This window comes from Pseudomonas sp. FSL W5-0203, from assembly GCF_001896155.1.
Classification (GTDB): domain Bacteria; phylum Pseudomonadota; class Gammaproteobacteria; order Pseudomonadales; family Pseudomonadaceae; genus Aquipseudomonas; species Aquipseudomonas paracarnis.
Genome location: NZ_MPOR01000028.1, coordinates 61412 through 73216, shown reverse-complemented (window position 1 = coordinate 73216; position 11805 = coordinate 61412). Strand labels below are relative to the sequence as shown.

Below are 11805 nucleotides of genomic sequence, written 5' to 3'. Positions count from 1 at the left end.
GGCGGCGGCCCCCCAAATCACTGGCGGATTACGGGCACACCGAGCCCAAGCGAGGTGCCGAGTGGTGGGGCAAGAGCCTTTTTGGTTACTTTTGGGGCTCTTTTCCAAAAGTGACCCGCTGTAAAAGCGGAACCCTAAGTGGCCGTTACCGCAGAAATGGATATGTACACAGATAACAGCTTCGGCTGTCAGGCCGCCTTCGCAGGCAAGCCAGCTCCCACAGTTGGATCGTCGGGTGTCAGGTAGATAGGTGTCGGCTTTCAGACCGTCATCGCAGGCAAGCCAACTCCCACCTTTGTACTACCTGCATTCAGATAGAACTTCTGCACCCAGCCCCGCCTCATAACTAACAAGCCCACCGCACCGGCACCCCCATGGACCTTGTCATCGCCCGCCCCGAAGGCCTCTACTGCCCTGCCGGTGATTTTTACATCGACCCCTGGCGCCCAGTAGAACGTGCAGTCATCACCCACGCCCACGGCGACCACGCCCGCACCGGCAATCAACACTACCTGGCCGCCGCCCCCGGCGAAGGTATCCTGCGCTGGCGCCTGGGCCAGGACATCAACCTGCAAACCCTGGCCTACGGCGAACGGTTGGTGCATCACGGCGTGACCTTGAGTTTTCATCCAGCCGGGCATGTTCTGGGCTCGGCCCAGGTGCGCCTGGAATACCAGGGCGAGGTCTGGGTGGCGTCCGGCGACTATAAGGTCGAGCCCGATGGCACCTGCGCACCCTTCGAACCGGTGCGCTGCCACACCTTTATCACCGAATCCACATTCGGGCTGCCGATTTACCGCTGGCAGCCTCAGGCGCAGTTTTTACCGGGATCAATGACTGGTGGAAGGCCAATATCGCCAGCGGCAAAGCCAGCGTGTTGTTCTGTTATTCCTTCGGCAAGGCCCAACGCATTCTCCATGGGCTGGACGCCAGCATCGGCCCGATCCTCAGCCACGGCGCGGTCGAGCCGTTGAACCGGGTGTACCGCGAAGCGGGCATCTACATCCCCGAGACCCTGTATGCCGGCGACTTCAAAAAGACCGACCCACTGCTGCGCCAAGCCCTGATCATCGCCCCGCCCTCCGCCGGAGGCAGTACCTGGATGCGCCGCTTTGGCGACTACAGCGACGCCTTCGCCAGCGGCTGGATGCGCTTGCGTGGTACCAGACGGCGACGCGGTGTGGACCGTGGCTTCGTGCTCTCGGACCACGCCGATTGGCCCGGCTTGTTGTGGGCCATCGAACAAACCGGCGCACAACGGGTAATGGTCACCCATGGTTCGGTCGGTGTGTTGGTGCGTCACCTGCGGGAAAAGGGCTTGGATGCCCAAGGCTTCAGCACCGAATACGGCGATGACGAAGAAGAGGCTACTGCATGAAAGCCTTCGCCGAGCTGTACGCCAACCTCGACGCCACCACTTCCAGCAATGCCAAGCTTGCGGCTCTGCAAGCCTACTTCCTGCAGGCGCCGCCAGCCGATGCGGCCTGGGCGGTGTACTTTCTCAGCGGCGGGAGGCCACGGCAACTGGTGCCGACGCGCCTGCTACGGGACATGGCCACCGAAGCGGCCGGCATCGAACCCTGGCTGTTCGAAGAGAGCTACCAGTCCGTAGGTGACCTGGCCGAGACGATCTCACTGCTCCTGCCAGAATCCACCTACACATCCGAAGACGGCCTGGCCGTGTGGCTGGAAGAAAAACTGCTGCCCCTGCGCGGTCTGCCCCCCTTGGACCTGAAAGACCGGCTGCCGGCGCTGTGGGCGCAACTGGACCAACCGAGCCTGATGGTGTGCATCAAGTTGATCACCGGCAGCTTTCGGGTGGGCGTATCCAAACTGCTGGTGACCCGCGCCCTCGCTGCCATGGCCGACCTCGACAGCAAGCGCGTGGCGCAGCGGTTGGTGGGCTACACCGATTTGTCGAACCGTCCCACAGCCGAAGGCTACCTCAAGCTGATTGCCGCCGAATCATCCGACGAGCACGCGCAACGTGGCGGGCAACCCTATCCGTTTTTTCTGGCTCACGGGCTGGCGCAACCGGTGGAGCAATTCGACACCCTGCTCGGTTCACCCGCCGATTGGCAGGTGGAATGGAAGTTTGATGGCATTCGCGCACAACTGGTCAAGCGCGAGGGCCGCCTGTGGGTCTGGTCTCGCGGGGAAGAGTTGCTGACTGAACGTTTCCCTGAACTCCACAGCCTGGTCAGTGGCCTGCCCGATGGTACGGTGATTGATGGCGAAATCGTGGTGTGGAAAGACTCGGTGCAACCCTTCGCGCTGCTGCAACAGCGCATTGGCCGTAAAACCTTGAGTAAAAAAGTTCTTGAGGATGCGCCAGTGGCGGTGCTCGCGTACGACCTGCTGGAGTATCAGGGCGACGACTGGCGCAACTACACCCAAGCCGAACGCCGTACCCAATTGGAACAGGTCATCGCTGCGTGCAACCAACCGGTGTTATTGCCCTCGCCCTTGCTGGAAGGCAAGACCTGGGCAGCCTTGGCCGAGCAGCGCGACGCCTCTCGCAGCCTGGGCGTGGAAGGCATGATGCTCAAGGATCGCAACGGCCTCTACGGCGTGGGCCGCACCAAGGACATGGGCCTGTGGTGGAAGTGGAAGGTCGACCCCTTCAGCGTCGACGCCGTGTTGATCTACGCCCAGCGCGGCCATGGCCGGCGCGCCAGCCTCTACAGCGACTACACCTTCGCGGTATGGGACGGCCCGCCAGGCAGCGAGCGCACTCTGGTGCCGTTCGCCAAGGCGTATTCCGGGCTGACCGACGAGGAAATGCGCAAGGTCGACGCCATTGTGCGCAAAACCACAGTGGAGAAGTTCGGCCCGGTCAGCAGCGTGACGCCGAGCATGGTGTTTGAGCTGGGTTTTGAAGGGATTGCTCTGTCCAAGCGGCACAAGAGCGGGATTGCGGTGCGGTTTCCGCGGATGCTGCGCTGGCGCCAGGACAAGGCGGTGGAGGAAGCGGACAACCTGGCCACGCTACAAGACCTGTTGGCCTGATCCACCTCCCACCTTCTTGATAAATGAAAGATCCAGAATGGTGCACTGGAAATTCCATGCCCATTTTTGGGCACCGCCTACACTTGGAACTGCCTTACCCCACCGTTTAAAAAGCCCATCCGGAACTATGGTGCAGAAATTGCTACTTGTGGTGGGTCTGACACCGTTCAGTAACAGTCCTAATCGCGCCACAAGCGCTTATCTTGGTTTCCAGGGATTACCTAATGAAAAAAGCATTGCTGACCCTTTCTGCACTGGCTCTGTGCATGGCTGCTGGTGTTGCTACAGCCAAGGAATACAAGGAATTGCGTTTTGGTGTCGACCCTTCCTACGCACCGTTCGAATCCAAGGCCGCCGACGGCAGCCTGGTGGGCTTCGATATCGATCTGGGCAATGCGATCTGCGCAGAGCTGAAGGTCAAGTGCAAGTGGGTCGAAAGTGACTTCGACGGCATGATCCCGGGCCTGAAAGCCAATAAATTCGATGGCGTGATTTCGTCGATGACCGTGACTCCAGTGCGCGAGAAGGCCATCGACTTCTCCTCCGAGCTGTTCTCCGGCCCGACTTCGCTGGTGTTCAAGAAAGGCGCTGGCTATTCGACGCCAGAATCTCTCAAGGGCAAATCCGTGGGTTATGAGCAAGGCACCATCCAGGAAGCCTACGCCAAGGCCGTACTGGATAAAGCCGGGGTGACCACCAAGGCTTACGCCAACCAGGACCAGGTGTACGCCGACCTGACCTCCGGGCGCCTCGACGCTTCCGTGCAGGACATGCTGCAAGCCGAACTGGGCTTTCTCAAGTCGCCCGCCGGTGCTGGCTATGAAGTGAGCGCCGCTATCGACGACCCGCTGCTGCCGTCGAAAACCGCCATCGGTATCAAAAAAGGTAACACTGAACTCAAGGCGCTTTTGGATAAAGGTATCAAAGCGTTACACGATGATGGCACCTACGCCACTATCCAGAAGAAACACTTTGGCGATCTGAACCTGTACAGCGGCAAATAATGCCTGGGGCGCCCTGCTTCGGGTGGGGCGCTTTTTTATCGCCATAGGTCCTGATTTATGTTCGAAGATCTGTTGCAAACCCTCGGGCTGAGCGCATTCAGCCTGAAGGGTTTCGGCCCGCTGTTGCTGCAAGGCACCTGGATGACCATCAAGTTGTCGGTGCTGTCCCTGGCCGTCAGCGTAGTGCTGGGCCTGCTCGGCGCCAGCGCCAAATTGTCCAGCCTGGCCATTGTGCGTATCCCCGCCCAGCTCTACACCACCCTGATTCGCGGGGTACCGGACCTGGTGCTGATGCTGTTGATTTTCTACAGCCTGCAAACCTGGCTCAGTGGCTTTACCGACTTTATGGAATGGGAATACATCGAGATCGACCCGTTCAGCGCCGGGGTGATCACCCTGGGCTTTATCTACGGTGCGTATTTCACCGAAACCTTTCGCGGTGCGATCCTCGCCGTGCCCCGCGGCCAACTCGAAGCCGCCACCGCTTACGGGCTCAAGCGCGGGCAGCGGTTTCGCTACGTGACCTTCCCGCAGATGATGCGCTTTGCGCTGCCGGGCATCGGCAATAACTGGATGGTGATGCTCAAGGCCACCGCACTGGTGTCGATCATCGGCCTCGCAGACTTGGTAAAAGCCGCCCAGGACGCTGGCAAGAGCACCTATCAACTGTTTTATTTCCTGGTGCTGGCGGCGCTGATCTACCTGTTGATCACCAGCGCCTCCAACTTTGTCTTGCGCCGACTTGAACGTCGCTACTCCGCAGGCGCCCGGGAGGCCGTGCGATGATCGAGCTATTGCAGGAATACTGGCGCCCCTTTCTTTATAGCGACGGCCAGCACATCACCGGTCTGGCCATGACCTTGTGGCTGCTCAGCGCCTCACTGGTCATCGGTTTTCTGGTGTCGATCCCGCTGTCCATCGCCCGCGTTTCGCGCAAGCGCCTGGTGCGTTGGCCCGTGCAGTTCTACACCTACCTGTTTCGTGGCACGCCGCTCTATATCCAACTGCTGATCTGCTACACCGGCATCTACAGCCTTGCCGCTGTACGAGCACAACCGGTGCTGGATGCGTTCTTTCGCGATGCGATGAACTGCACCCTCCTCGCCTTCGCCCTCAACACCTGCGCCTACACCACCGAGATTTTCGCCGGGGCGATCCGCAGCATGGCCCACGGCGAAGTCGAGGCGGCCAAGGCTTATGGCCTAAGCGGCTGGAAGCTGTACGCCTACGTGATCATGCCTTCTGCGTTGCGACGCTCGTTGCCCTACTACAGCAACGAGGTGATCCTGATGCTGCACTCGACCACCGTGGCCTTTACCGCGACGATCCCGGACATCCTCAAAGTGGCGCGGGATGCCAACTCCGCCACCTTCATGACCTTCCAGTCATTTGGCATTGCCGCACTGATCTATCTGACGGTGACCTTTGCCCTGGTCGGCCTGTTTCGCCTGGCGGAACGCCGTTGGCTGGCCTTTCTCGGGCCGAGCCACTAAGGAGTTTGCATGCGCCACCAGCTACATGACTTGATCGCGCCGGTGCCCGGCACGGCGCGGCAGATCCACAGTTTTCACTTCGGCCCGCAGCAGCCCGAAGGCAAGGTGTACATCCAGTCCTCCCTGCATGCCGATGAATTGCCAGGCATGCTGGTGGCCTGGCATCTGAAGGCGCGCCTGGCAGAACTTGAAACGGCCGGGCGCTTGCGTAGCGAAATCGTGCTGGTGCCCGTCGCCAACCCGGTGGGCCTGGAACAGGTATTGATGGATATCCCCTTGGGCCGCTACGAACTGGAAAGCGGGCAGAACTTCAATCGCCTGTTCGTCGATCTCAGCGAAGACGTCGGTAACCAGGTCGAAGACCTGCTGGGCGATGATCCCCAGCGCAATGCCCAATTGATCCGCAGCGCACTGTCCCACGCCCTGGCCGCGCACACCGCCCAGACCCAGTTGCACTCCCAACGCCTGGTGCTGCAACGCCTGGCCTGTGATGCCGACGTGGTGCTGGACCTGCATTGCGACTTCGAAGCCGTGACGCACCTGTACACCACGCCCGAAGCCTGGCCACAGGTAGAGCCGTTGGCGCGCTACCTGGGTTCGCAGGCCAACCTGTTGGCCACCGATTCCGGCGGGCAGTCTTTTGATGAGTGTTTCACCCTGGTGTGGTGGCAGTTGCAGCAACGCTTCGGCGAACGCTACCCGATCCCCATGGGCAGCTTGTCGGTGACCGTCGAGCTGCGTGGCCAGGGCGATGTCAACCACGGCCTCGCCGCGCTGGACTGCCAGGCCATCATTGATTATTTGATCCACTTCGGCGCCATTCGCGGCAATGCAGCCCCCTTGCCTGCCCTGGCCTACCCGGCTACGCCGTTGGCGGCGGTGGAGCCGGTGACCACGGCGGTGGGTGGCTTGCTGGTATTCAACGCCCTGCCAGGCCAATACCTGGAGGCCGGGCAATGGGTCGCCGACATCATCGACCCCATTACAGACCGCGTAACGCCTGTGCACTGCCAGCACGCCGGGCTGCTTTACGCCCGTTCGCTACGCCGCATGGCCACGGCCGGCATGGTGATCTGCCATGTCGCCGGCACACAGGCCTACCGCAGCGGTTATCTACTTTCGCCTTGAGGATGCATGCCCCATGTACAAACTGACCGTTGAAGGCCTGCACAAAAGCTATGGCGACAATCAAGTGCTCAAAGGTGTGTCGCTCAAGGCCAAGACCGGTGATGTGATCAGCCTGATCGGCGCCAGTGGCTCAGGCAAGAGTACCTTCCTGCGCTGTATCAACTTTTTGGAAACCCCCAACGATGGCGCCATGACCCTGGACGGCCAAGCGATCCGCATGGTCAGCGATCGCCAGGGCATGAGGGTGGCTGACGACGCCGAGCTGCAACGCTTGCGCACACGGCTGGCGATGGTGTTCCAGCACTTCAACTTGTGGAGCCACATGAGCGTGCTGGAAAACATCACCATGGCCCCCCGCCGCGTGCTGGGTTGCAGCAAGAAGGACGCCGAAGACCGTGCCCGCCGCTACCTGGACAAAGTCGGGCTGCCGGCGCGGGTGGCTGATCAATACCCGGCATTCCTCTCCGGCGGCCAGCAGCAGCGTGTCGCCATCGCCCGCGCCCTGGCCATGGAGCCGGAGGTGATGCTGTTCGATGAACCCACGTCGGCGCTGGACCCGGAGTTGGTGGGCGAAGTGTTGAAGGTGATCCAGGGCCTGGCCGAAGAAGGCCGCACCATGATCATGGTGACCCACGAGATGAGCTTTGCGCGCAAGGTTTCAAGCCAGGTGCTGTTCCTGCACCAGGGTCTGGTGGAGGAGCAGGGCTTGCCGGAGGATGTGCTGGGCAATCCGAAAAGCGAACGCCTGCAGCAGTTTCTGAGTGGCAATTTGAAGTAGGCGCGAGCTTGCTCGCCAAAATCGTCAACGATAACGCGGGCCTCCAGATTAAACGCGGCGCCTGGGCTTTGTTCGCGGGCAAGCCCGCTCCTACAGTTGGAACGTCGGCACTGCTTGAAGGGTCTTTGAACTAACCCCTCCAGAGCGTCCGCTGCCGCATGGCAAAAACCCACGACTTCGCCAAGCAATGGTTTGCCACCCAAGGCTGGAAGCCATTCGCCTTTCAGAAAGAGGTATGGGCCGCGGTCAAGGCCGGCCAGTCGGGGTTACTGCATGCCAGCACGGGGGCGGGTAAAACCTATGCCTTGTGGTTTGCCGCACTCAACCGTTTCGCCATTACCCGCCCGCCCGCTACAAGCAAGCGCAAACCGCCTGCCCAGCCGCTGACCGTCCTGTGGATCACGCCGATGCGCGCCCTGGCCGCCGACTCCGCACGCGCCCTGCAAGCACCGCTGGAGGCCCTGCACATTCCCTGGAGCGTGGGCCTGCGCACCGGCGATACCAGCAGCAGCGAACGCGCACGCCAGACCCGCCGCCAGCCCACCGCCCTGGTCACCACCCCGGAAAGCCTGACCCTGATGCTGGCCCGTGCCGACAGTGAAACCAGCCTGGCGCACCTGCGCATGGTCATCGTGGATGAATGGCACGAACTGATCGGCAATAAGCGTGGCGTGCAGTTGCAACTGGCACTGGCACGCTTGCGGCGCTGGCATCCTGAGTTGATGGTGTGGGGTATTTCCGCGACGCTGGGTAATCAGGCCCACGCCTTGGAAGTACTGGTCCCACAGGGCGGCGGCATCAATGTACAGGGGCAAACGGCCAAGGCACTGAAGGTCGACACCTTGCTGCCGCCCGTCACCGAGCGCTTTCCCTGGGCCGGGCATATCGGCTTGAAGATGTTGCCGCAAGTGGTCGCCGAGGTAGAGGCCAGCAGCAGTTGCCTGGTGTTTACCAACACCCGCGCGCAATCCGAGATCTGGTACCAGGCGATTCTGGGCGCTCGTCCGGACTGGGCCGGCTTGATTGCCCTGCACCACGGTTCGTTATCGCGAGAGACCCGGGACTGGGTGGAGCGAGCGTTGAAAGATGGACAGCTCAAGGCAGTGGTGTGCACTTCCAGCCTCGACCTGGGCGTTGACTTCCTGCCGGTGGAACGGGTGCTGCAAATCGGCTCCGCCAAGGGCGTAGCACGGCTGATGCAACGCGCCGGGCGCTCCGGCCACGCGCCAGGGCGGCCCTCACGGGTAACGCTGGTGCCCACCCACAGCCTGGAGCTGGTGGAAGCCGCAGCCGCCCAGGATGCGATCGCCCAACGGCGCATCGAAGCGCGGGAATCACCGTACAAGCCGCTGGATGTACTGGTCCAACACTTGGTCAGCATGGCCTTGGGTGGCGGGTTTACTCCGGCGGCACTGTTGGACGAAGTGCGCGGCGCCTGGGCCTATCGCGACCTCACCGAAGCGGACTGGGCCTGGGCCCTGGGGTTTGTGCGCCATGGTGGCCTGTCACTCACCGCTTATCCGGATTACCGCCGGGTGGAGCCCGATGAGCACGGCATCTGGCGCGTTCCGGATGCCCGCCTGGCACGCCGCCACCGCATGAGCGTGGGCACCATCGTCAGTGACGCCAGCATCCAGCTCAAGTTCTGGAGCAAAGGCGGCGGCGGCAAGAACCTGGGCAGTGTCGAGGAAGGCTTTATTGCAAGGCTCAAGCCGGGGGATGGATTTTTGTTCGCGGGGCGGTTGCTGGAATTGGTGCGCGTGGAAAACATGACCGCTTACGTACGCCGCAGCAACGCGAAAAAAGCCGCCGTGCCACGCTGGAATGGCGGGCGCATGCCCCTTTCCAACGAACTGGCCCAGGCGGTGGTCGAGCGTTTTGATGCCGCCGCGCATGGGCACTTCGACGGCCCAGAGATGAAGGCGGTGCAACCGTTGCTGCATACCCAATTGCGCTGGTCCGGGCTGCCGACCCGCGAGCATTTGCTGGCTGAAACCCTGCGGTCGCGAGAGGGCTGGCACCTGTTTCTGTACCCATTCGCTGGCCGCCAGGTACACCTGGGCCTAGCCAGTTTGCTGGCATGGCGGGTCAGCCAGCAGCAGCCGCTGACCTTTTCGATTGCGGTGAATGATTATGGCCTGGAGCTGTTGAGCGCCACCGAGGTGCAGTGGCCCCAGTTGTTGAATACAAGGTTGCTGAGCCCCCAAGGCCTGCTGGCGGATGTGGTCGCCAGCCTCAATGCCGGCGAACTGGCCCTGCGCCGCTTTCGCGAGATTGCGCGAATCGCCGGGCTGGTATTTGCCGGGTATCCCGGCGCGCCAAAAAGCACGCGACAAGTGCAGGCTTCCAGTGGTTTGTTCTTTGAAGTGTTCAAGCAATATGACCCACAAAATCTGCTGCTGGCCCAGGCAGGAGAAGAAGTTCTGCGGGACGAGCTGGATATTCGCCGACTGGAACAGACGCTGAATCATCTGTCGACGCTGAAGCTGGACCTGCACAGGATCCAGCGGCCCACGCCCCTGGCCTTTCCGCTGCTGGTAGAACGGATGCGCGAAAGCATGAGCTCGGAAAAACTCTCGGAGCGCATCGCGCGGATGGTCAAGGACCTGGAAAAAGTCGCCGACAAAGGGCAAGGCTGATGCATTACCCACTGACGCTAGAAGGTGAAGAGCTATGGCTATTGCCGGAGAAAGCTGTGTACTGGCCCGCGCGTAAATGTTTACTGATCGCCGACGCGCATTTTGGCAAGGCGTCGGCCTATCGCAGCCTGGGGCAGCCGGTGCCACAGGGCACGACTACGGCCAACCTGGAAGGCCTGGACAGGCTGTTATCGGCCCTACCCTGCGAACAGTTGATCTTTCTCGGCGATTTCCTGCACGGCCCCGGCTCTCACGCCAGCGGCACCCTGAACGCAATCCGGGCCTGGCGTGAGCGCAATCGCACACTGGCCTTGATCTTGATTCGCGGCAATCACGACAAACGTGCCGGCGACCCACCACTGGACTTGGGCATCGACGTGGTCGCGGAGCCTCTGCTGATGGGCCCTTTCGCCTTGCAACATGAACCCGACGCCCATGCCAGCCATCATGTACTGGCGGGGCATGTGCATCCTGTGTACCACCTGCGCGGTAAAGGGCGCCAACGGCTACGCCTGCCGTGCTTCCAAGTCGGCGGGCGGGTAAGCCTGCTGCCAGCCTTTGGCGCGTTTACAGGGGGCTATGCCGTGGAGCAGGCCCCAGACCGCCGAATCTATGTGATCGGCGATCACCAGGTCTGGCCGATTCAATGATCGATAAGGCCTGCTCAGGGATCAGGCAACGGGCGCGGGTGGCGGCTCGTCCGGTAAGGTCGGCTCACCCGGTTCGGTAGGCTGTGGGTAATCAGGTTCGGGTTGACCAGGGATGCCCCCCGCGTGCGCGGGGTTGGCCATCAAGGACCAGGCCAGAACACCAATCTGGTTGGGTTCAAGCCGGGCGAGTTCTGCGCTGATTCGCGGGTCGATCTTCATAAGGTACTCCTCAAGTATGGCCCGGCGCGTTTCACACGCGCCGAAGCAGTACACCTAGATAGAGTCACTTTCTGCAGACAAATTCCCTTTACTCGTAGGCGCTTTCGATCAAGCGCGTGGGAGAGTGACGCCGCGTTGGCCCTGATACTTGCCCGCACGGTCCTTGTAGGACACTTCACAGGCCTCATCGGACTGCAGGAACAGCATCTGTGCCACGCCTTCGTTGGCGTAGATTTTCGCCGGCAAGGTGGTAGTGTTGGAGAATTCCAGGGTCACGTGGCCTTCCCACTCCGGCTCGAGCGGTGTGACGTTGACGATAATGCCGCAGCGGGCATAGGTGCTTTTACCCAGGCAGATGGTCAACACGTCGCGCGGAATACGGAAGAATTCCACGGTGCGCGCCAGGGCGAAAGAGTTGGGCGGGATGATGCACACGTCGCTCTTGACGTCGACGAAGCTCTTTTCGTCGAAGTTCTTTGGATCGACGATCGCCGAATTGATGTTGGTGAACACCTTGAATTCATCGGCGCAACGCACGTCGTAGCCATAGCTGGAAACACCGTACGAAATCACGCGCTCGTCGCCTTCGCCACGAATCTGACGTTCGACGAACGGCTCGATCATGCCGTGTTCCTGCGCCATGCGGCGAATCCACTTGTCCGATTTGATGCTCATGGCGGTGTCCTGAATAGCGAGGCGAAAAAAATCTGTGGGCCATCTTACCGGGGCCGGCGTTGGGGTTCAAAGGCCGTACGGGTTTTCTTGATCAATGCACGGCCGGTTATAAGCCATAGCGAGCGTGGCCGGGACCCGGACGGCAGGCGCCAATGACTGTAAATACCACCGCCAGTCACGAAAATAGAGAAACCTTCGGAAATACCATTG

Annotated in this window: 10 protein-coding genes and 1 pseudogene; 9 read left to right on the top strand and 2 right to left on the bottom strand. The window is 61.2% G+C overall.

The window, feature by feature from the left end; genetic code table 11:
• Nucleotides 1-374 precede the first annotated feature (374 nt).
• The 9 genes and pseudogenes from BOP96_RS21570 to pdeM all read left to right on the top strand — a co-directional run bounded on the left by BOP96_RS21570 (nucleotide 375) and on the right by pdeM (nucleotide 10701).
• A pseudogene (locus BOP96_RS21570) lies at nucleotides 375-1378 on the top strand (ligase-associated DNA damage response exonuclease).
• The gene (locus BOP96_RS21565; protein WP_073453980.1) at nucleotides 1375-3009 is read left to right on the top strand and encodes an ATP-dependent DNA ligase; all 1635 of its coding nucleotides are present in this window, start codon (nucleotides 1375-1377) and stop codon (nucleotides 3007-3009) included. Before BOP96_RS21570 ends, BOP96_RS21565 begins: the two are co-directional and overlap by 4 nt.
• Nucleotides 3010-3233: 224 nt before the next feature.
• On the top strand, nucleotides 3234-4013 hold the full coding sequence (locus BOP96_RS21560; protein ID WP_014717255.1) for a transporter substrate-binding domain-containing protein: 780 nt from the start codon (nucleotides 3234-3236) through the stop codon (nucleotides 4011-4013).
• Nucleotides 4014-4070: 57 nt separating this feature from the next.
• The gene (locus BOP96_RS21555) at nucleotides 4071-4799 is read left to right on the top strand and encodes an ABC transporter permease (protein ID WP_014717254.1); all 729 of its coding nucleotides are present in this window, start codon (nucleotides 4071-4073) and stop codon (nucleotides 4797-4799) included.
• Nucleotides 4796-5506, top strand: a complete 711-nt coding sequence (locus tag BOP96_RS21550) for an ABC transporter permease (RefSeq protein WP_003189226.1) — start codon at nucleotides 4796-4798, stop codon at nucleotides 5504-5506. The genes BOP96_RS21555 and BOP96_RS21550 overlap by 4 nt, the downstream gene beginning before the upstream one ends.
• A gap of 9 nt (nucleotides 5507-5515) precedes the next feature.
• The gene (locus tag BOP96_RS21545; protein WP_073453978.1) at nucleotides 5516-6634 is read left to right on the top strand and encodes a succinylglutamate desuccinylase/aspartoacylase family protein; all 1119 of its coding nucleotides are present in this window, start codon (nucleotides 5516-5518) and stop codon (nucleotides 6632-6634) included.
• 13 nt (nucleotides 6635-6647) lie between these two features.
• On the top strand, nucleotides 6648-7412 hold the full coding sequence (locus BOP96_RS21540) for an ABC transporter ATP-binding protein (protein WP_014717251.1): 765 nt from the start codon (nucleotides 6648-6650) through the stop codon (nucleotides 7410-7412).
• Nucleotides 7413-7570: 158 nt separating this feature from the next.
• A complete protein-coding gene (locus BOP96_RS21535) occupies nucleotides 7571-10051 on the top strand; it encodes a ligase-associated DNA damage response DEXH box helicase (protein ID WP_032903245.1) in 2481 nt (826 codons plus the stop codon).
• Nucleotides 10051-10701, top strand: coding sequence for a ligase-associated DNA damage response endonuclease PdeM (pdeM, locus tag BOP96_RS21530; protein WP_019817854.1), 651 nt, complete (start codon nucleotides 10051-10053; stop codon nucleotides 10699-10701). Before BOP96_RS21535 ends, pdeM begins: the two co-directional genes overlap by 1 nt.
• A 21-nt stretch (nucleotides 10702-10722) precedes the next feature.
• Here the strand turns inward: pdeM and BOP96_RS21525 are convergent, their stop codons facing one another.
• Nucleotides 10723-10920 (bottom strand): hypothetical protein, encoded by a 198-nt coding sequence (locus BOP96_RS21525; RefSeq protein WP_005785769.1) that lies wholly within the window; start codon nucleotides 10918-10920, stop codon nucleotides 10723-10725.
• 108 nt (nucleotides 10921-11028) lie between these two features.
• Nucleotides 11029-11595 (bottom strand): dCTP deaminase, encoded by a 567-nt coding sequence (gene dcd, locus BOP96_RS21520; RefSeq protein ID WP_003189215.1) that lies wholly within the window; start codon nucleotides 11593-11595, stop codon nucleotides 11029-11031.
• Nucleotides 11596-11805: the final 210 nt, after the last annotated feature.

Coding starts and splice junctions, on each gene's coding strand:
- BOP96_RS21565 (WP_073453980.1), top strand. CDS start 1,375: ATGAAAGCCTTCGCCGAGCTGTACGCCAACCTCGACGCCACCACTTCC.
- BOP96_RS21560 (WP_014717255.1), top strand. CDS start 3,234: ATGAAAAAAGCATTGCTGACCCTTTCTGCACTGGCTCTGTGCATGGCT.
- BOP96_RS21555 (WP_014717254.1), top strand. CDS start 4,071: ATGTTCGAAGATCTGTTGCAAACCCTCGGGCTGAGCGCATTCAGCCTG.
- BOP96_RS21550 (WP_003189226.1), top strand. CDS start 4,796: ATGATCGAGCTATTGCAGGAATACTGGCGCCCCTTTCTTTATAGCGAC.
- BOP96_RS21545 (WP_073453978.1), top strand. CDS start 5,516: ATGCGCCACCAGCTACATGACTTGATCGCGCCGGTGCCCGGCACGGCG.
- BOP96_RS21540 (WP_014717251.1), top strand. CDS start 6,648: ATGTACAAACTGACCGTTGAAGGCCTGCACAAAAGCTATGGCGACAAT.
- BOP96_RS21535 (WP_032903245.1), top strand. CDS start 7,571: ATGGCAAAAACCCACGACTTCGCCAAGCAATGGTTTGCCACCCAAGGC.
- pdeM (WP_019817854.1), top strand. CDS start 10,051: ATGCATTACCCACTGACGCTAGAAGGTGAAGAGCTATGGCTATTGCCG.
- BOP96_RS21525 (WP_005785769.1), bottom strand. CDS start 10,920: ATGAAGATCGACCCGCGAATCAGCGCAGAACTCGCCCGGCTTGAACCC.
- dcd (WP_003189215.1), bottom strand. CDS start 11,595: ATGAGCATCAAATCGGACAAGTGGATTCGCCGCATGGCGCAGGAACAC.